The sequence below is a fragment of the Kluyvera sp. EC_51 genome, from assembly GCF_019584505.1.
GTDB classification, from domain to species: Bacteria; Pseudomonadota; Gammaproteobacteria; order Enterobacterales; family Enterobacteriaceae; genus Kluyvera; species Kluyvera sichuanensis.
Map to the genome: position 1 here is coordinate 27,782 of NZ_VDAG01000024.1, position 20,228 is coordinate 48,009.

Below are 20,228 nucleotides of genomic sequence, written 5' to 3' on the forward strand. Positions count from 1 at the left end.
TTCAGGCTTTCACCCGCATCGTGTCGTGTGCCGCAGTCCGCGTATCCGCCGCCGCAACCATTTCCGTTTCTGCATTAAATTCATTGCGCTGCTTGCCGTGGAAGCACAGCCAGCCTATGACCATGCCGACGACCACAATCGCCGTCAGCAGGCAGTAGAGCACCGTCGGCCCGGCGCTCAGCAGCACCGGCGTGACGAAGGCCAGCAGGCCGCAGGTCAAGCGGGCCACGCCGACGATCACCCCCTGGGCGGTGGCGCGCAGCATGGTCGGGAACGACTCCTGAGCCCACACTTTCATGATCCCTTCAAAGGCAAAGCCGGTGCCGATATTGGTAAACAGCAGGCAGCAGAACCATGAGAGCGGCGAGAAATTCAGCAGCACCGGCACAAAGTAGCCGCCGGACATCATCACCGCGCCAAAGATGAAAAAGGGAATGCGCTTTGAGGTATCGACAATGCGCATAAACAGCAGTCCTGAGGCGACGCTCACCGGCAGGATCAACAACCCCCAGAGCGAGTTAGTGCTAACAGAAATGCCCACCACGTTGACGGCGACAAAGGTGCCAAACTGCCCGCCGGTATTGGCCGCCAGATTGGTGAAGGTGTAAAAGGCGCACAGGGAGAGAAACGGCCACAGATATTTGCTGTCCAGCAGGTCACGCCAGCCGTTTTTCTGCGCGCGGACGGTCGCCACGCCCCGGCGCTGCTCGTCGCGAGCGGCAAGCCACAGCGGCGATTCAGGTATCGACCAGCGTAGGATGAGCAGCACTGCCGCCACCAGTCCGACGTGCATATACATGATTTGCGCGCCAATTCGTCCCCAGTCGCCAACGACCGCTGAGATGCCCATCGTCGCGCCAATCCCCACCAGCCACAGCAGGTTCGACAGGCCGATAATTTTGCCGCGGTTGTCATCGTTTGCCGCTTCAGAAATGGTCGCCAGCGACACCGGTAAATCGGCCCCGGTAGCCAACCCCACCAGCAACGTCCCAACCAACAGGAAGTGGAAGCTCGCACCAAACGCCAGCGCCAGCGTGCCGATAACGATCATCGCCATCGTGATAATAAAGACATTACGCCGCCCAATACGATCACCAAGGCGGCCACCGCAGAATGCTCCGGCGGCGATACAGAGGGTTAACAGGCCGGATAAAATACCAATTTCCAGCGCGGTAATGCCGATGGTTTTTTGATAAATAACCAGTGCGGTGCCATTAGAAACAATGGCGGCAGAATCAATATACGATGCCATTCCTGACACCACCCCGATATACCAGGGGCCGGGTGTGCTATTTTTTGCCATAACCTATCCCTTAATGCTGTGAGATGAAAGGAGACGGGTGCAGAATCCCCTCTCACCGCGATTGTTGAGATAAAATTGCTGTCGTTTTATTGTTATTAGCCGAAAATCAGATCTGCGTTAACACCCGTGAATGCAGTTCCCGTTCATGGGTGGGTGAATAATTAAAATAGCGTTTGTATGATTCAGTTAATCTAATGGCGTTCATAAAGCCGCAGCGGGCAGCTATTTCGCTGACGGTTTTATCGGTCGTGCGTAGCAGTTCCTGGGCTTTGAGCACCCGAAACAGCATCTGAAATTTCACCGGGGTATAGCCGGTAATGCGTTTGATAAAGCGGAACATCGTACGCCGTGCGACGCCGTTATCATCGCTAAGCGCGCTCCAGTCTAGCTGTCGCAGGCTGTTGGATTTCAGCGTTTTGATAAGGCTTGCGCGTCCTTTTTCCTCGATGCTAAGCGTCTCTCCCTGACGGCCACATAGGCACAGCGTGTTGATCACGTTGAGAAATGCCGCTTCGCACTGCGAAAAATAGAGCGCGTCGTAGTCGTGCTCGTTACGCGCGATGATCTGTTCGCTCCAGCCTTCGATAGTTGCCAGTTCACTCGGCGTTAGCGTGCGGTCCTTGCGCGACTGCAACTGTGTTTTCACGCACTGCAGCAAAGCGTCGATATTCTGTAAAAAATGAAAATTATGATTTCTGCGAATTAATATATTAATCACCGAAAGGTGATTAGTGGAAACGTAGCTGTGAGTATCATTCTTTGTAACGAGAAAGAAATCACCCTTACAAATAAAGTGGACAATATCATTAACAATATGAAACCCGCTGCCATCCCGGACAATAACCAGCTCATCAAACTCATGCCCATGTACGCCTTCCATTAACTGGTTATTCATAGTGAACAGGCAAAATGCATGTTGTTCCGAGTGAAAAAAGTCACTGTCGCGTAATATTCGCATGCGCACTCCCGAGTTTATTTGGGCAATAACATTCCGACCTTAATTAATAGCAAGGATTGAAAAATAAATATTGTTGCAGGTCTCATTGATAACTATTTAAGCGCAATAATTATGACAAGTCTATATAACGGGGTGGCACTCAGGCGTAAGCCAACGTGATGTTGGTTTCATTTTCGGGAAATGCAGAGGGGTTTACCCCGGCGTCGGCGTAACCGCCTCGGCCGGGCTACGTTTTGAAGGTAGCCCGGCCGAGCATCGCGACGCCGGGGGCGTGACTTTAGAAGCCGAGGCTGTCCAGCAGGTCGTCGACCTGATCCTGGCTGGCCACCACGCCCGCTTTGGAGGTATCAACCTGAGGGCCGTTGAGCAGACTGTCGTTTTCGCGTTTCTGGCGAGCGCCTTGTTCGGGAATGTTTTCCAGCAGCACCATCAGCAGCTGGCGTTCAATTTCCTGAATCACGTCCATCATACGCTTGATAACCTGACCGGTCAGGTCCTGGAAATCCTGCGCCATCATGATTTCCAGCAGCTGCGCGTTGGTAAAGCTGGTGTGCCCCGGCACGTCGCCAAGGTACTTGCGGGTATCGGTCACCAGTTCGCGAGCGTCGGCAAGCTCAATCGGATTCTCAAACCAGGCGTCCCAGCGCTGGGTCAGCGCTTTTGCACCCTTCTCCATTTCATCCTGATGCGGCTGCGAAGCCTCCACGCTGTTGAGCGCGCGTTCCGCCGCCTGCGCGGTCATCTGCACCACGTAGTCGAGGCGATCTCGGGCATCGGGTATCGCCTCCGCCGCTTCCGCAATGGCCTGATCCAGCCCCAGCTCGCGCAGGCTATCGCGCAGCATACGGGTCAGATTGCCAATGCGGCTAATAATATCCGCGGCGGAGTGTTCATCGCCGGGCTTGATGGAAGATTGCATCATGTTCGTCACCTTACATGCCCAGTTTCTCGAAGATTTTGTTCAATTTTTCTTCCAGGGTCGCCGCGGTGAATGGCTTCACCACGTATCCGCTGGCCCCAGCCTGTGCGGCGGCAATAATGTTCTCTTTCTTCGCTTCCGCCGTCACCATCAGCACCGGCATCGCTGCCATAGCGCCGTTAGCGCGAATCGTTTTCAGCAGCTCCAGGCCGTCCATGTTTGGCATGTTCCAGTCGGAGATCACAAAGCCAAAACCGCCGGTCTGCAATTTGTTCATCGCATCTACGCCGTCTTCTGCTTCTTCAACGTTGTTAAATCCCAGCTCTTTTAACAGGTTGCGCACGATGCGACGCATGGTGGAAAAGTCATCCACAACCAAAAACTTAAGCTCTTTATCCGCCATAAAATAATTCTCCTGATCAAATACGTATTGCCTGTCCGGCACTGATTTTTGCCAGCATCTGCTGGCTTACCTGGCTAAGATCGACCACTTCGCTGACGCCACCGGTATTGATGGCCTCACGCGGCATGCCGAACACCACACAACTGGCTTCATTCTGCGCGATGGTCCAGGCTCCCGCCTGATACATCGCGTGCATCCCGGCCGCACCATCGTTGCCCATACCAGTGAGGATCACCCCCACGGCATTGCGCCCCGCGTGCTTCGCAACCGAATGAAACAGCACATCAACCGACGGGCGATGGCGATTAACCGGCGGCCCGTCGTGAATTTTGATTTGATAGTTAGCCCCGCTACGCGCGAGCTCCATATGTTTATCGCCCGGCGCAATATAGGCATGGCCCGGCAGCACGCGCTCACCGTCTTCCGCCTCTTTCACCGTTATCTGGCAGAGCTTGTTGAGCCGCTCGGCAAACGAACGGGTAAAGCCCGGTGGCATATGCTGGGTTATCAGCAGCGCGGGGCTGGAGAGCGGCAGCGGCTGAAGCACGTGACGAATCGCCTCGGTGCCGCCGGTCGACGCGCCAATGGCAATCAGTTTCTCGGAGCTGAGCAGCGGGCCTGCTTTGAGCGCCACCGGTGCGGGCATAGGCTTGTGGGCGCTAACGCGCGCACGCGATGCGGCACGCACTTTCTCAGCGATGGTTTCGCTGTAGGCCAGCATCCCTTCGCGAATCCCGAGCTGCGGTTTAGTGACAAAGTCCACCGCCCCCAACTCCAGCGCGCGCAGCGTGACTTCCGAGCCTTTTCCGGTCAGTGATGACACCATCACCACCGGCATCGGGCGCAGGCGCATCAGCTTTTCAAGAAAATCGAGGCCGTCCATGCGCGGCATTTCGACGTCCAGCGTCAGTACGTCAGGATTAAATTTTTTTATCAGGTCGCGAGCAACCAACGGATCCGGCGCGGTGGCCACCATCTCCATATCGTCATGTTCGTTGATGATTTCCGTCATGATCTGCCGCATCAGCGCCGAATCATCCACGGAGAGGACCCTTATTTTTTTCATGTTCTTCCCTTACTTAACGCATAGACCGTTTGTCCGCGCAGGCTGAACTCACGGGCCAGATGGCTGAAGTTTTCCGAATGCCCGGCAAACAGCAGGCCGTCCGGTTTCAGCAGCGGCACAAAGCGTTTGAGGATCTCCTGCTGCGTGGTCTTATCGAAATAGATCATCACGTTGCGACAGAAGATCGCATCAAATGGCCCCGGCACCTGGTAGTGAGCATTCAGCAAATTCAGCGTGGAGAAATCCACGTAGTTCGCCAGTTCGGCACGCACACGCACCAGACCTGAATGCGGCCCGGTTCCGCGCATGAAATAGCGCTGAAGCTGCTGCTGGGAGAGCGTTTTCAGCTCGTCCATGCGGTAAATGCCGCTCTGCGCCTTTTCCAGCACTTCGGTATCGATGTCGCTGGCATAGACCTTCCAGCGCCCCGGCGCGGTCCCCAGCGTGTCGGCGAGGGTAATCGCGATGGAGTAAGGTTCTTCCCCGGTCGAGGCCGCCGCGCTCCACACCCGGTATTCCCCCTGCCGACGCGCGGCGTGCTCCGCCAGCGTCGGAAAGTGGTGCGCCTCACGGAAAAACGCCGTCAGGTTGGTGGTCAACGAGTTAATAAACGCCTGCCACTCCGGGCTGTCGCCGTTGGCCTCCAGCAGACTGAGGTAGTGACCAAAATCGTCGAGGTTCAGCGTACGTAAACGTCGCACCAGGCGGTTGTAAACCATGTCACGCTTGTGATCGGCCAGCACGATACCGGCGCGCTGGTAGATCAGTTGACAGATCCGACGGAATTGACCGTCGGTAAGCGTCAGGCGCTGTGTCAGTTGACTCAATAATTGCGATTGCCCATTTGGCAGAGATACAGTCATAGCGCCTTCTTACATCACATCATTCAGGAAACTGCGGGTACCGCGGTCAGCTCTTCGCTCTCGCGCGGGGCCGCCGCTTTCACTTCTTCCAGGGCAAATACCGATACCACGTTGGTTAAGCGGTCGGCCTGGTCGGCAAGCTGCTGCGTCGCCGCCGCGCCCTCTTCAACCAGCGAGGCGTTCTGCTGGGTGACCTGGTCCATCTGCGTCACCGCCTGCGCAACCTGCTCAATACCGCGACGCTGTTCGTCCGAGGCGGAGGCAATTTCACCCATAATGTCGTTCACGCGGGTGACCGACTGCACAATCTCGGTCATGGTATTGGCGGAGGTTTCCACCAGCGCCGACCCTTCCTGCACGCGGGCCACCGACTCTTCAATCAGCCCTTTGATCTCTTTCGCCGCCTGCGCGCTGCGGCTGGCCAGGTTACGGACTTCCCCTGCCACCACCGCGAACCCACGTCCCTGCTCGCCCGCACGCGCGGCTTCCACCGCGGCGTTCAGCGCCAGAATGTTGGTCTGGAAAGCAATACCGTCAATTACGCTGATAATGTCGCTTATCTTGCGTGAACTGGTGGCGATGTTGTGCATAGTGCGAGCCACATGAGAAGCCTGCTCGCCGCCGCGTTTTGCTGTATCCGCCGCGCCGTGCGCCAGGTTAGAAGCCTGACGGGCGTTATCGGCGTTCTGGCTAACGGTGGCAGTCAGCTGCTCCATGCTGGCTGCCGTTTGCGCCAGCGAAGCGGCCTGCTGTTCAGTACGTGAAGAGAGATCGTTGTTGCCTGCGGCAATTTCCGAAATCCCGGTATGCATCGCATAGCTGCCTTCCCGCACCTGTCCGACGGTGTCGCGCAGCGATTGCTGCATGGTTTTCAGACCGGCGAAGATGGCGCTAATTTCGTTTTTGCCGTAGACGGAAATCGGCCGCGCCAGATTGCCGTGGGCAATGTTGTCAAAGTGACGGCTGATGATCTCCATTGGCTTAACCACCATATGGCGAACCCACCACAGCGCGCCGACGGTGATCAGTACCGAAATAATCACCATGCCAATAAAGGTGATGGTCGAACGCTGGTAGTCGCTCTGACTTTCGCGTTCAGCGGAAGCCACGTAGTTCTCGATATTTTTGCGCCAGCTTTCGTAGTCGTTATCAAACTGGTCCTGCGATTTTTGTACCGGTGCCGCCACAAACTCTGCCAGCTGGTTGTTCTCAAGCCAGGCCGTCTGATGGGCTAACATTTCATGCCAGGCGGTGAAGGTTTTCGCCGTCTGCGCCTGCAGTTCTTTGTCGTGTTCACCCATCAACGGCAGCGCCATGAACCCCTGAAACAGCGCGTCTGCCTGTGACAAATTCTGCTTCACATCACCGACAATGCTGCGCACTTCATCCGGCGGATAGCTCAGCGCGGTCAGCGTACCGGCCTTGTTGAGCATGGTGCTGGCCTGCAGCATCGCCGCGCGTGACTCGGTCAAGGTGTTCAACTGCTGGCTGCTCTGGTCTATCTGATTAATATTGCTTTGCCCATCGCGAAAAGCCCAAAAAGAGAGTCCGTTACTGCCAATCTGCAAAATGCCGCAGAGAATCAAAATCAGAAACAACGTGGTAGAGATTCGAATACGATAAAGCATCACCACACTCCTAAAGGCGGCAAAGACCGCGGATAAAATTAAAAGGTTTCCCAGTTACTGTCGGCAGCCCGTTCGCCACTCGACGCGAGGCGTTTCGCCGCTATCGGGGCCGGGGTAGTTTTTGTTGCATGCTGTGCGGACGCGACGTTAAGGCGGAAAGCCGCAACGGCTTGATTCAGACGCTCAGCCTGGTCTTCCAGCGCGGCGGCGGCCGTTGCCGACTCTTCCACCAGCGCGGCGTTTTGTTGGGTGACGCTGTCCATTTCTGCGACGGCAATCGCCACCTGGTCGATCCCGCGGCTCTGTTCATCGGAAGCCGAGGCGATTTCGCCCATAATATCGGTCACACGGGTAACCGCATTGACGATATCGGTCATGGTTTCGCCCGCGCTTTCTACCAGCACAGAACCGGTATCGACCCGTGAGACGGAATCTTAAATTAATGCTTTGATCTCTTTTGCCGCCTGCGCGCTGCGGCTTGCCAGATTGCGCACCTCGCCAGCCACCACCGCAAAACCACGCCCCTGCTCGCCGGCGCGCGCCGCTTCAACGGCAGCGTTCAGCGCCAGGATGTTGGTCTGGAAGGCAATACCGTCGATAACGCCGGTAATATCGGAGATTTTCTGCGAGCTGGCGGCGATTTCATGCATGGTGTTCACCACACCGTTCACCACGTTGCCGCCGCGCTGGGCGGTTTCAGAGGCGCTTTGTGCCAGATGCGATGCCTGACGGGCGTTTTCGGCATTCTGCTTCACGGTTGCCGTCAGCTGTTCCATGCTGGCCGCCGTCTCTTCGAGCGAAGCCGACTGTTGTTCGGTGCGCGCCGAGAGATCGTTATTTCCCGCCGCAATCTCGCTGGTGCCGTGGTAAATCGCTTCAGCCCCCGAACGAACGTGCGTCACGGTATCAATCAGCGAGGCCTGCATGTGATTCACGGTGTCGGCTAGTTCAGTGATTTCGTTGCGCCCGCGAAGCGAAAGCGTTGGGGTCAGGTCGCCCGCCGCGATATGGCGGATATGGCCCATCACCGATGCCAGCGGTTTCAGCAGAATGGCGCGAATGCCAAACCAGGCACCGACCATCACCACGACCAGCACTACCGCCAGCACCAGCAGCTGCCAGCGGGCTATCTGATAGTCGCGGCTACTGGTGGTAAAGGCGTTCTGATAGAGCGCTTCGCTTTGGCTGGCATATTGGGTCATCGCTTCACCCAGCGCGTTCTGCATACCCTGGGTCGGTTGAGCGAAATAGGCATCCATATTGCCCGCTTCCAGGAAGCCGACCAGCTCCTGTAGCGCGGCATAATAATGTTGATAGGTTTTGGCCACCTGCTGGCTGGCATCGCTCATTGCCGGCAGCGCAGGGGTTTCGCTAAAACGCGCAAAGTGGCCGGCAGCTTGCTCCAGCGTGGTTCGCGCGTTTTTCAGCAGTTCAGTTTTGGCGCTGCTCTGCTGATTGGCCGCATCCATCATCATCCGCGCCGAAGAGCGGCTGAGGTTGATACGCGTTTGCAGTAAAAGATCCCACGATTTCGTGAGCTCGGTTTGTTGGGTTCGAAGCGTATTAGATAGCGCAAAGCTTTGTTGGTTTTGATGCAACGAGGAGAACAGAAAGCCCCCGGAGACTAACTGCAAAAGTGCGAAGACGACCAGCACCAACATCAGCAGCGTGACAACGCGGATACGGTTTAACATACAGCACCTTCTCTATGACTTGTTACGGCTGTTATCGGCATCCCAAAAAGAAACTTTATGCGGTGGGTGGGTAAAAATCGCGGGGGCAAAACGGGGCTGATGCGAGTCACTGAATAACAACGCTTTTTATAAGATATAAAAAAAAGTTGTAAATCACCTCATTTTCATACAATTTATGTGGTGAATGATTAATGACATTACATAACTAAAAAAGCATTTTTCATCGCACGACATTTTTGTAATCTGACGGGGTAATTTTTCGTGGCAAACGCAAATAAACTCACGGTTTTTATCGTGATTTTCATGCTGGCAGGCATTCTGACCGGCGCAATGATCCATTCCTATGCATCCGCAACAACGATTCAAGTCTGGTCCAGTAACATCACTCTGCTTACCGATATATTCCTGCGACTAATCAAAATGGTTATCGCACCGCTGGTCTTTAGTACTCTGACGGTCGGGATCATGAAGCTCGGCGAAACCTCCACTATCGGCCGCGTGGGCGGTAAAGCGATGGTCTGGTTTATCAGCTCTTCGGTGCTGTCTATTCTGGTGGGTCTGTTTATCGTGACCCTGCAGCATCCGGGCAGTGGCCTGAATTTGTCCGTGCCAAAAGACGCGGTGGAAACCGGTCTGGCGGTAGGCGGTATGAGCCTGAAGGGCTTCCTTTCCCATACCATTCCGACCAGCATCGTCGGTGCCATGGCGGATAACGAAATTCTGCAGATTGTGGTCTTCTCGATGTTCTTCGGTATCGGCGGCGCGTCGCTGGGTCAGAAGTTCAATGCCCCGTTGGTTGCCGCACTGGACGTGGTTTCCCATATTATGCTGAAGGTGACCGGCTACGTGATGTACGTAGCACCTCTGGCCATCTTCGCCGCTATCTCTTCGGTAATCGCCACTGAAGGTCTGGGCATTCTGCTTAACTATGCATCGTTCATCGGCGGCTACTATGTGGCGATTCTGCTGACCTGCTGCGTGCTGGTGGCGCTCGGCTATATGGTGCTGAAGAAAGACGTTTTCCGTCTGCTGAGCATGCTGAAAGATCCGGTGCTGGTGGCATTCACCACCAGCAGCTCCGAAGCGGCCTACCCGAAAACCCTGGAACAGCTGACCAAATTCGGCTGCTCTCGCAATATCGTGTCGTTCGTTCTGCCAATTGGTTATTCGTTTAACCTGGTCGGTTCGATGGTGTACTGCTCATTCGCCTCAATGTTTATCGCCCAGGCGTACAACATCCACCTAAGCTTCTCTGAGATTGCCGTACTGATGCTGACGCTGATGCTGGCTTCTAAAGGTATCGCCGGCGTACCGCGCTCTGCGCTGGTAGTACTGGCGGCGACCATTCCTAGCTTCAACATTCCGGTGGCGGGCATCCTGCTGCTGATGGGTATTGACCACTTCCTCGATATGGGACGTTCGGCTATCAACGTGCTGGGTAACGGCGTGGCGACGGCGATGCTGTCGCAGAACGAAGGTCAGCTCGAAGAAATTGAGCCAGAGGTTGTGCAGCAGAATATGTAAGGGTTGAGCCGTTCCCGGCGGCGCTTCGCCCACAAACAAAAGCCAGACCCCAGGGTCTGGCTAAATCCATCAAAAAACCTTTCACCGTCGCCCCGAAGCCAACTCCCCTCCCCTGACGACCGAAAAGCAATACTCAAGCGCAATGAAAAAAACAGCCCGCCTCACTGGCCGGAGACGGGGTAAAACGCGGTTTAGATAAAGATACGCAGACCCACGGCAGCAAGGTGATCGGAGACGTTGTACGACTCGTCTGTATTGCCGCTGGCTTTCTCATAGCCGTACTCGATATAGGTCACGGCGTTTTTGCCTAACCAGTAATCCGTACCCAGGGTGGTGGACTGGAAATGCTGGCCGTCCATCGCGTCGCCGCCCTCACTCCAGTCGAAGTTGGCGTATACGCTCCATTCCGGGGTTATTTTGAACTGGGAGGCGTATTCCAGACCGAGAATCGTTTCCTGGTCATCGGTGGCGTTGCTGGTACCGCTGGTCGCCGCGTTAACGTCATCCACCTTATTGATGTAGTAGGTCGCCTGGGCAGCGTTATACCAGGTGAAGCCATCGAAGTTGGCGGTGTATTTGGCATTCATCCCCATAGAATAGGTATTACCGTCATAGGATGGGCCGGTGACATAGGTGACCGGTACGGTACCGCCCGTGGTGCTGTAATCTTCGTTGACCGTTTCCGTCCCCTGATTCACCGTATAGTTGTTGTACGCCGCCGCGCCGGAATAGAGAAGCCGTTATCGAAGCGATACTGCGCCGCCAGCGCGCCGCCGCCGTGAACGGTTGCCGAGCCGTCATGATAGGCGTCGTGCATATCCGGGCCGTCACCATAGCCGCTGCCGAAGCCAATTTTATCAACGTCGTCGTTGCCCTGCCCCATCACACCCACGGTAAACGCTTTAGTGTTGTAATAATAAATGGCCGCCGAGTTAACGATATCGGTCGACATCCCGGCGGTGTCGTGTTTTGCCTTACCGCCATAGGCGTAAGTGGTATCAATCCCCAAACCCCAGTCGGTTGGCGCATATTGTTTACCGAAGGTCACCACGCCGTATTCTTCATTGCCGAGGCCCGCATAGGCCTGTCGGGTATAAACATCGTTGCCCTGATCGTCCGTGGCGGAATCCAGGCCGTGCATCCCGGTTTCGTAATACCCAACGGCGTAATAGCCTTTGTCGTTAATTTTCTGCCGCAGCGCCACGCCAAGACGTGAGTCGTTGTTCTGGATATTATGTTCTACGCTATGCGCGGAATCGTCTTTGGCGTACAGACGAACGGAACCCATAATAGAAATTGCCGTGTCATCGCCCTGATAAACCATCTCACCTTTAGTCTGCGTTGCCGTATAGGCCGGCGAGGCGAAGTCGCCGCTGGCAGCCAGCGCATAAGCTGGAGCACCTACCGCTGCGGTAATGGCCAGAGCGATAATAGAGGGTTTAATCATTACAGTTTTTACGCGCATAGAAATCCCTTAATCAATATTTAAGATTATGTTTTTGCCACTTTTGAATTTAATAATGGGAAAGAAAGTTTTCTCTCCACGACCAAAATATTAATTGCAGCGGGATTCTATTTTCTATGCGAAATAATAAAAAATAAGATGACGATCACTAAGAATCATTTTCTTTCGACCCATCACATTATGTCGATGATTTTACAAATTAATGAATTAGTAATTCAATTTATTAAGATTTTACTGCAAATATTGATGTAAACATTTCAGAATATAAACAAGAAACCATTCATTTATATTTAACAAACATTTAAAAATAATAATAGATACAACAAACACCGCCATTTTTAACATAAAAATATCATAGCAGACTAATCTATCGTCATTTTAGATTATTACTTATCGACCACCGAGGGAATCGCGATAAAGTTACCACAAAGAAAAATACATTAAATATATACGGGGATTATTGATTTAAATATGTCATTCACAACTTAAATAATTATATTTAATGGCTAACCAATATGGTAATAAAAATAAAGCGTGGCTTATCAAGAATTGAGGGTCAGGAATGTATTAAGTGCACAGTTTTTAAATATTGATGTCGGCCATTTAAAATATTGCGGTGCTTCACATTTAAAACAGGGTTCATCGTGTTATAGCGATGAACCCTGTTAATCGCTATCAAGCCGCGTGGCTTGCAGCGCTGTCCAGCAGCGCCATCTCTTCGCTGTTGAGCAGCTTCTCAATGTTCACCAGAATCAGCATACGGTCACCCAGCGCGCCAAGCCCGGTCAGGTACTCCGTTGAGAGGGTGACGGCAAACTCCGGCGCCGGACGAATCTGTTCCGCCGCCAGCGACAGCACATCGGAAACGCCGTCAACCACAATCCCCACCACGCGCTGACCGAGGTTCAGGACAATCACCACCGTGTTGTCGTTGTACTCCACGTCTTCCTGGCTAAACTTCACGCGCAGGTCAACAATCGGCACAATCACGCCGCGCAGGTTGGTCACGCCTTTAATAAAGGCCGGGGTGTTGGCGATGCGCGTCACCTGATCGTAACCGCGGATCTCCTGCACCTTCAGAATATCGATGCCGTACTCTTCATTGCCCAGCGTAAATACCAGGAATTCTTGCCCAGTCGGTTCACCCGCCAGCTTTGTTACATTCGTCATACCGGTCATGTTGTTCCCTTTTTTCTGCGTATCAGGCGGCGGTGCTCGCCAGACGTTTTTCACGGTTGAGCCCCTGCAGTGCAGAGACATCGACAATCAGCGCGACGCTACCGTCGCCAAGAATGGTGGCCGCCGAGATCCCCGGCACTTTGCGGTAGTTGCTTTCAAGGTTCTTCACCACCACCTGATGCTGGCCAATCAACTGATCCACCAGCAGCGCGTAGCGGCGTCCGGCGCTTTGCAGGATAACGACAATCCCCTGCGTGGCTTCGGTTTTGGCGCCCTGCACGTCGAAGGCTTTCCACAGTTCGACCAGCGGCAGATATTCGCCGCGCACTTCCAGCACGCGCTCGCCCCCCGCCAGCGGATGCAGATCTTCTTCACGCGGCTGCAGCGACTCCATCACCGCGTTGAGCGGCAGAATAAAGACCTCTTCGCTGACCTTAACCGACATGCCATCGAGTATCGCCAGCGTCAGCGGCAGCAGAATGCGGATAGTCGTTCCGGTGCCCTGTTTCGACTGGATCTCAACGTGGCCGCCCATCTCCTGGATGTTCCGTTTCACCACGTCCATACCCACGCCGCGCCCGGAGACATCGGTCACCTGCTCGGCGGTGGAGAAGCCCGGCGCAAAGATCAGCATGCCAACCTCTTCGTCGGTCATGCTTTCATTTACCGCCATTCCCTGCGACATCGCCTTCGCCAGAATGCGCTCGCGGTTCAGCCCTGCACCGTCGTCGGTTACTTCGATACAGATATTGCCGCCCTGATGTTCAGCAGACAAAATCAGGTTACCCACCGCTGATTTACCTGCCGCCAGACGCGTTTCCGGCAGTTCGATGCCGTGGTCAAGGCTGTTGCGCACGAGGTGCGTTAACGGGTCGATAATGCGTTCAATCAGGCTCTTATCCAGTTCGGTCGAGCTGCCCATCAGCGTCAGTTCGACCTGCTTGCCAAGCTTGCCCGCGAGGTCGCGAACCAGACGCGGGAAGCGGCTGAAAACGTACTCCATCGGCATCATACGAATCGACATCACCGATTCCTGGAGGTCGCGCGCGTTGCGCTGCAGCTGGCCCATGCTGGTAATCAGGTCACCGTGCGATACCGGGTCGAGCGCATTGGAGCGCTGTGCCAGCATCGACTGGGTGATAACCAGTTCACCCACCAGGTTAATCAACTGATCGACCTTCTCTACCGCCACGCGAATACTGGTGGACTCGCTGCTGCGGGCCGCCGGTTTTTCTCGCTCAGCGCGCGGTGCGGCAGGGCTTGCAACGGCAACGGGTGCAGCAACCGCCACTTCAACTGGGGCTTGCGGTTCTTCAACCACCTCTTCAGCCACCTCTTCAACCGCAGCTGGCGCGGCCGAGAAATCGATCTGATCGGCTTCAATGACAAAGCACAGCACGGCGACGAGATCGTCCTCATCCACGCTATCGTCAATCACCGCACTCAGGCTGTCGGCGGTTTTAGTGACCTGGCTTAACGTCGCCAGATTACTCAGCTCCTCTTCCAGCATATCCGGCTCGCCCGCCTTCAGGCGTGAGAGCGTAATCTGCTTTTTACCGGCCGTTGCGCTGGCATCGGCAGGCGTCGCTGATTCTGCCTGCTGCACAGCGTTATCCACCACGCTTAAGCGTGCGCTACCCGCCACAGGTGGGACGCTTTCACCTTTTGCTTCCAGCGCCAACTGACGCAGCGCATTGCAGATATATTCGAAGCTGGCAGCGTCCGGTTCGGTGGAGCTTTTATAGGCGTCGAGCTGTTCCTGCATAATATCTTTGGTTTCCAAAAACAGGTTGATAATATCGGTGCTGAGCTGCATTTCCCCGCGACGAGCATCGTCCAGCAGGTTCTCCATCAGGTGCGTCGTTTCCTGCAGCACGGTGAAGCCGAAGGTTCCCGCCCCGCCCTTGATCGAGTGCGCGGCGCGGAAAATAGCATTCAGCTGTTCAGCATCAGGGTCGTCCACCACCAGGTTCAGCAGATGCTGTTCCATATCGGCCAGTAGTTCGTCGGCCTCATCAAAAAATGTCTGATAAAAATCGCTGATATCCATGCTCACGCTATCACCTCGAGTCGGGTTGGGGCGGCGTAGTACCTGCCGCGTCTGAAGCGGTATTCGGCGACTGTAATACGCTTAAAGGTTCATTCTGGCTCTCGGCATTCTCATGGAGAATGGCCTGCTCAGCCTGGTTATTCAGCACCAGCAGGCTGATGCGACGGTTGATCGCATCGTTGCCGCCGTGCTCTGACAAGCGCATCGAGTTAGACATCCCGATAACGCGCAATACTTTGCCGTCGTCCAGCCCGCCAGCGACCAGTTCGCGACGCGAGGCGTTGGCGCGGTCCGCCGACAGCTCCCAGTTGCTGTAGCCCCGTTCACCGGAGGCATACGGATAATCATCCGTATGGCCGGAGAGGCTGACTTTGTTAGGAATTTCATTCAGCACCGGAGCGATAGCGCGCAGAATATCGCGCATGTACGGCTCCACTTCAGCACTGCCGGTTTTAAACATCGGGCGGTTCTGGCTGTCGATAATCTGAATACGCAGCCCTTCCTGCACCAGATCGATTTTCAGATGCGGACGCAGCGCGCGCAGTTTCGGATCGGCCTCAATCAACTGGTCCAGCTCGCCGCGAATACGCTTGAGACGGTTGGTCTCCATCCGTTTTTTCAGATCGTCAATATTGGGCTGTTTTTGCACCTCACCCTGCTGCTGGGTGACGTCATCACCGCCGCCGGGGATCGGGCTATCGCTGTTTGCCATGCGCGGCCCGCCGGTAATCGCCGTCGCCAGCGGGGTACGGAAATATTCCGCAATCTGGATAAGCTCTTTCGGGCTGGAAATGGAGATAAGCCACATCACCAGAAAGAAGGCCATCATGGCGGTCATAAAATCCGCATAGGCAATTTTCCACGAACCGTGGGCGCTACCGTGCGACTTATGCTTGCGCCGCTTTACGACGACAATAGGATGCGATTGGTTTTTCATGCGTCCTCGGTGGTGGTCTGCTGCTGGCCTGCCGGGTTACGCACCGCACGGACGTGTTCTTCCAGTTCGATGAACGATGGACGTTCGCTGGTGTAAAGGGTTTTGCGGCCAAATTCGACGGCAATCGGCGGCGCATAGCCGTTGAGGTTCGACAGTAGCGTGATTTTGACGCACTGCATCATTTTAGTCGTTTCCGCGCTCTTTTGGCGCAGCACGCTGGCCAGCGGCGAAACAAAGCCGTAAGCCAGCAGAATCCCGAGGAAAGTACCGACCATCGCGTGGGCAATCAGCGCCCCCAACTCCGCCGCCGGGCGGTCCGCTGAGCCTAATGCATGAACCACGCCCATAACCGCCGCCACGATACCGAACGCGGGCAGCGAGTCGCCCACCAGTGCCAGGCTATTCGCCGGGACTTCACATTCGCTTTCATGGGTTTCAATCTCTTCGTCCATCAGTGCTTCAATTTCGAAGGTGTTCATATTGCCGCTGATGATCAGACGCAGATAATCGACGATAAATTCCAGCATCACCTTATCGGCCAGAATGCGCGGATAGCTGGCAAAAATTTCGCTCTCTTTTGGGTTTTCAATATCGCGCTCCAGGGAGAACATCCCCTGCTGACGCGACTTCGCCATCAGCCGGTAGAGCAGCGCCAGAAGATCCATATACATCGTTTTGGTGTATTTCGAGCGACGAAACAGCAGCGGCAGCGCCTTAAGCGTACCTTTGATGGCCTTACCGTTGTTGCCGACAATAAACGCGCCGACCCCCGCCCCGCCGATAATTATCAGCTCAGCCGGTTGATACAGTGCCCCAAGGTGTCCGCCGGTCATCATGTAGCCGCCGAAAACTGTCCCCAAAACAACCAGGTAACCTATTAAGATAAGCACGTTATCATCCTTCCACCGTTGACCATGAGTGGAGACAGACGAGCAATTTCACTCACCTACGGGTAAAAAAAAGCAGCGGCCCTTAGGACCGCTGCTGGAGTATGTTTTCTACACCGTGTGAGGTTAAACAGCTTGCTCTATCTGTTCATCCAGCAGTTGTGGATTACTATCGGCAAGATTGTCAGAAAGTTTACGTCTTTTTACTGCGCGGGATGGTGGCTGGCAAAGGCTGCAAACAAAGCTGCCCGCTGGCTGGTGCGCATGGGTAATAAAATTGCCGCCGCAGGAGTGACAGCTGGAGAGTTCAAGCATTCCGCTTTCAACAAAACGGACTAACGTCCACGCGCGGGTCAGCGCCAGAAGCGGGCCATTATCCTGCTGTGGGCATTGTTCGAGGTACAAGCGATAGGCTTTGATCACGGCATCCACGCCGGAGCACTGTCCGCTTTTGAGTAAAAACTGCCAGGCATTGCAGAACATGGAAGAGTGAATATTCTGTTCCCATGTCATAAACCAGTCCGTGGAAAACGGCAGCATTCCTTTTGGGGGCGGGCTGCCGCGCAGTTCTTTGTACAGTTTAATCAGACGACCACGGCTGAGCTGGGTTTCACTTTCCAGCATCTGCAAACGGGCGCCCAGCGTTATCAACTCCATGGCGAGTTGAATATCGCGGGCTTCCTGAACAATGCTTTTTTCGCTCATCGTCAGGCCCTTTTCTTACGTGCAGGTTCGCCTGATTGGCTGGCTTCATTCAGCAGTCTGGTGGAAAGCAGAATGCCGGTATGGATCTGCTGCAGGTCGTCAACGCGTGATTCTTGCGTAAGGCGGGTGATGGTTTGAGCATCATCAAAACGAAACTGGCAAACTAACTGGTTGGTCTCCGCAATTTTCACCATCTGCGGCAGAGTCAGTTCACCCAGAACTTTTGCCATGGCCTCGTTGATACCAAGACGGAACATAGCAGAAGCCTTATCCTGACCAATCAAACGCTGTGCAAGAAGCAAGTAAGACAAATTGATGTCATAGATGTGCTTTAGCAACTCGGATGTATGCATTTTCCCCATCCCGAATAACCAATTAGTACTTTTATGCGGTCAAACCGCATACCCCGTGATGTCGTCGGGCAAGGCCCGATAAAAATGAATCGGTCGAAATGCATAGCCGATTAGGCAAATCTTTCTGCAGGATCGTCGGTCTGGGCGTTAACCTCGGCCCGACAAATCTAAACATTTCTTACAATTTACTAAGATTTTTCCTAATTCGACGCAACTTTACTCGCCAGATGTGACACATACAATGTTACTTCACTGTTAATTTGAAATTTATATGATCCACTTCACAAAATCAAACCCCATTTTTAGGAGTAATCCATCAGTCACGATTGTGCTTTGCGCATTATTTAAGCAAAAAATTCGCTATTTTATTCCAGCCTAACGGATATTCATTCACCAAAACAATTTAACATCCAGCCAGGGGGAAGGACTTTACGTGAGCCAGATGCGAAAAAATTATCACAGATCATACTTTCATTTAATAAATAAAATTCATTTTAAATTCAACAAATTGAAACAGTGATTCATTCGCAGCAAATTCATTCGCTTGTTATTTACTTTTCATTAACATCATTTCAGCAAAAATTAAATATTTAAGATCGCTATCGGTTACATAATATATTCAGCGTGGCTTATGCAATCTGCGCATAATTCCACCAATAATTCGCATAAAACTTGCTTATGTATTAGATTAAGTTATAGACAGCAATATTCCGTCTTCCGCTTGCAGCGGTGCGGTAAAAAGAGTAAGAGATGGAAGGTTAAGCGTGCGTATTCTTCGAGCAAGGAGGTCTGATGTCGTACTCACATCTTTTGGTGGCCGTTGCGCCTACCCCAGAGAGTCATGAGCTGCTAAGGAAAGCCGTCGCCATCGCCAGGCCCGCTAACGCGCGGATTAGCCTGATGACGCTGTCTACCGACCCGGAAATGTATAACCAGTTGGCTGCGCCGATGATGGAGAACTTACGCGAGCTAATGCAGGAGGAGACGCGAACGTTTCTGCAAAGTCTCACTGATGCGGCAGACTACCCCATCTGGAAAACACATATCGCTTCCGGTGAACTGTGCGACCATGTCAAAGCGTTCTGCAAGAACCATCAGGTTGACCTGGTTATCTGTGGGAACCATAACCAAAGCTTCTTTTCGCGTGCGACCTGCTCGGCGAAAGCCATTGCGGGAAATAGTGGCGTGGATGTGCTGTTAGTGACACTGTAACAATATGCAAAACCCGGCGTCGCGTTGCTCGGCCGGGCTACCAAAATGCCTATCTGTAGCCCGGCCGAGCAACGCGACGCCGGGACAAACACCAAACGATCAGACGGTACGCTTCGCCTTCTGTTTATAGCGGTCAAAAATCACCGCCGCTAGCAGAATCAATCCTCGCACCACATACTGCGAGAACGGCGAAATGTTCAGCAGGTTCATGGCGTTCTCCACCGTCCCCAGAATCAGGATCCCGGCGACCACGTACGAGATCTTACCAATCCCCCCTTTCAGCGACACCCCGCCAAGTACGCACGCCGAGATAACGATAAGCTCATAGCCGATTGAGGTCATCGGCTGGCCGCTGGTCATGCGCGACGCCAGAATAATCCCCGCAGCAGCCGACACCAGACCGGAAAGCACAAAGATGATAATCTTGGTGCGCACCACCGGAACCCCGGCCAGACGCGCCGCCTCTTCGTTGCCACCAATCGCCAGCGTGTTACGACCAAAGGTGGTTTTGTTGAGCAGCAGGCCAAAGATAATCAGGCAGCCGACGGTTAACCAGATCGGTGCCGGCAGCCCTAACCAGTTGGCATAGCCGAGGGCAAAAAAGCGCTCGTCTTCAATCCCAACCGCTTTACCGTCTGAGATAATGTAGGCCAGGCCACGCACTATCTGCATGGTGGCAAGAGTGGTAATCAGCGCGTTGATTTTCAGCTTTGCAATCACAAAACCGTTGACCAGACCGCTAAGCGCCCCCAGCAACAGACCGGCAAAAACGCCAATCCACAGGCTTTCGGTGAGATTAATCACCACCGCCGTGGTTACCCCCGCGCAGGCAATAACCGAGGCAACCGACAGGTCAAAGTCGCCGGAGGCCAGGCAGAACAGCATCCCGCAGGCCACCATACCCGACATCGAAATCGCCAGCCCTAGCCCCTTCATGTTGATAAATGAGGCAAAGTTAGGCACAAAAATAGCGCAGCAGATAAACAGCACGGCAAAGACCACCAGCATGCCGTACTGATCCCAGATACGGCCAAAGCTCAGCGACGTGCGACGCGCGCCCGGTGTAGTAACAGATGACATCG

Annotated in this window: 16 protein-coding genes and 2 pseudogenes; 2 read left to right on the forward strand and 16 right to left on the reverse strand. The window is 54.1% G+C overall.

All coding sequences use genetic code 11. The features are described 5' to 3' along the window. Nucleotide 1: 1 nt before the first annotated feature. From FHC49_RS06225 to tar, 8 genes and pseudogenes are all read right to left on the reverse strand, one after another. Nucleotides 2-1,303 carry an MFS transporter gene (locus FHC49_RS06225; protein WP_220439267.1) on the reverse strand — a complete coding sequence of 434 codons (1,302 nt, stop codon included), beginning with the start codon at nucleotides 1,301-1,303 and terminating at the stop codon, nucleotides 2-4. Nucleotides 1,304-1,409: 106 nt separating this feature from the next. Continuing rightward, on the reverse strand, nucleotides 1,410-1,949 hold the full coding sequence (locus tag FHC49_RS06230; protein ID WP_370631755.1) for a helix-turn-helix domain-containing protein: 540 nt from the start codon (nucleotides 1,947-1,949) through the stop codon (nucleotides 1,410-1,412). Between the two features lie 589 nt (nucleotides 1,950-2,538). Beyond that, nucleotides 2,539-3,183, reverse strand: a complete 645-nt coding sequence (cheZ, locus tag FHC49_RS06235; protein ID WP_220439271.1) for a protein phosphatase CheZ — start codon at nucleotides 3,181-3,183, stop codon at nucleotides 2,539-2,541. A 10-nt stretch (nucleotides 3,184-3,193) separates the two neighbouring features. After that, on the reverse strand, nucleotides 3,194-3,583 hold the full coding sequence (gene cheY / locus FHC49_RS06240; protein WP_185667552.1) for a chemotaxis response regulator CheY: 390 nt from the start codon (nucleotides 3,581-3,583) through the stop codon (nucleotides 3,194-3,196). Nucleotides 3,584-3,599: 16 nt separating this feature from the next. Then, on the reverse strand, nucleotides 3,600-4,649 hold the full coding sequence (locus FHC49_RS06245; protein ID WP_185667551.1) for a chemotaxis response regulator protein-glutamate methylesterase: 1,050 nt from the start codon (nucleotides 4,647-4,649) through the stop codon (nucleotides 3,600-3,602). Next, the gene (gene cheR / locus FHC49_RS06250) at nucleotides 4,646-5,512 is read right to left on the reverse strand and encodes a protein-glutamate O-methyltransferase CheR (protein ID WP_185667550.1); all 867 of its coding nucleotides are present in this window, start codon (nucleotides 5,510-5,512) and stop codon (nucleotides 4,646-4,648) included. Before cheR ends, FHC49_RS06245 begins: the two co-directional genes overlap by 4 nt. Before the next feature lie 23 nt (nucleotides 5,513-5,535). Continuing rightward, nucleotides 5,536-7,140 (reverse strand): methyl-accepting chemotaxis protein, encoded by a 1,605-nt coding sequence (locus FHC49_RS06255; protein ID WP_220439273.1) that lies wholly within the window; start codon nucleotides 7,138-7,140, stop codon nucleotides 5,536-5,538. A gap of 38 nt (nucleotides 7,141-7,178) precedes the next feature. Then, nucleotides 7,179-8,834: pseudogene (gene tar, locus FHC49_RS06260) on the reverse strand (methyl-accepting chemotaxis protein II). A gap of 261 nt (nucleotides 8,835-9,095) precedes the next feature. Between tar and FHC49_RS06265 the strand changes: the two are divergent. Beyond that, a complete protein-coding gene (locus FHC49_RS06265) occupies nucleotides 9,096-10,358 on the forward strand; it encodes a dicarboxylate/amino acid:cation symporter (protein WP_185667547.1) in 1,263 nt (420 codons plus the stop codon). A 191-nt stretch (nucleotides 10,359-10,549) separates the two neighbouring features. On the opposite strand, the pseudogene FHC49_RS24645 reads toward FHC49_RS06265, so the two are convergent. From FHC49_RS24645 to flhD, 7 genes and pseudogenes are all read right to left on the reverse strand, one after another. Next, nucleotides 10,550-11,682: pseudogene (locus FHC49_RS24645) on the reverse strand (porin). An 816-nt stretch (nucleotides 11,683-12,498) separates the two neighbouring features. Continuing rightward, on the reverse strand, nucleotides 12,499-13,002 hold the full coding sequence (cheW, locus tag FHC49_RS06275; RefSeq protein ID WP_035895231.1) for a chemotaxis protein CheW: 504 nt from the start codon (nucleotides 13,000-13,002) through the stop codon (nucleotides 12,499-12,501). A 22-nt stretch (nucleotides 13,003-13,024) separates the two neighbouring features. Then, on the reverse strand, nucleotides 13,025-15,058 hold the full coding sequence (gene cheA, locus FHC49_RS06280) for a chemotaxis protein CheA (RefSeq protein ID WP_220439274.1): 2,034 nt from the start codon (nucleotides 15,056-15,058) through the stop codon (nucleotides 13,025-13,027). A 4-nt stretch (nucleotides 15,059-15,062) separates the two neighbouring features. Next, nucleotides 15,063-15,989 (reverse strand): flagellar motor protein MotB, encoded by a 927-nt coding sequence (gene motB / locus FHC49_RS06285; RefSeq protein ID WP_185667545.1) that lies wholly within the window; start codon nucleotides 15,987-15,989, stop codon nucleotides 15,063-15,065. Next, on the reverse strand, nucleotides 15,986-16,879 hold the full coding sequence (gene motA / locus FHC49_RS06290) for a flagellar motor stator protein MotA (RefSeq protein WP_185667544.1): 894 nt from the start codon (nucleotides 16,877-16,879) through the stop codon (nucleotides 15,986-15,988). The genes motB and motA overlap by 4 nt, the downstream gene beginning before the upstream one ends. A gap of 123 nt (nucleotides 16,880-17,002) precedes the next feature. Continuing rightward, the gene (gene flhC / locus FHC49_RS06295) at nucleotides 17,003-17,587 is read right to left on the reverse strand and encodes a flagellar transcriptional regulator FlhC (protein ID WP_185667761.1); all 585 of its coding nucleotides are present in this window, start codon (nucleotides 17,585-17,587) and stop codon (nucleotides 17,003-17,005) included. Further along, nucleotides 17,584-17,934, reverse strand: a complete 351-nt coding sequence (flhD, locus tag FHC49_RS06300) for a flagellar transcriptional regulator FlhD (RefSeq protein ID WP_220439276.1) — start codon at nucleotides 17,932-17,934, stop codon at nucleotides 17,584-17,586. The genes flhC and flhD overlap by 4 nt, the downstream gene beginning before the upstream one ends. Before the next feature lie 792 nt (nucleotides 17,935-18,726). Between flhD and uspC the strand changes: the two genes are divergently transcribed. Next, nucleotides 18,727-19,146, forward strand: a complete 420-nt coding sequence (gene uspC / locus FHC49_RS06305) for a universal stress protein UspC (RefSeq protein ID WP_220439278.1) — start codon at nucleotides 18,727-18,729, stop codon at nucleotides 19,144-19,146. Between the two features lie 99 nt (nucleotides 19,147-19,245). Here the strand turns inward: uspC and araH are convergent, their stop codons facing one another. Continuing rightward, nucleotides 19,246-20,226 carry an arabinose ABC transporter permease AraH gene (gene araH, locus FHC49_RS06310; protein ID WP_185669428.1) on the reverse strand — a complete coding sequence of 327 codons (981 nt, stop codon included), beginning with the start codon at nucleotides 20,224-20,226 and terminating at the stop codon, nucleotides 19,246-19,248. Nucleotides 20,227-20,228 lie beyond the last annotated feature (2 nt).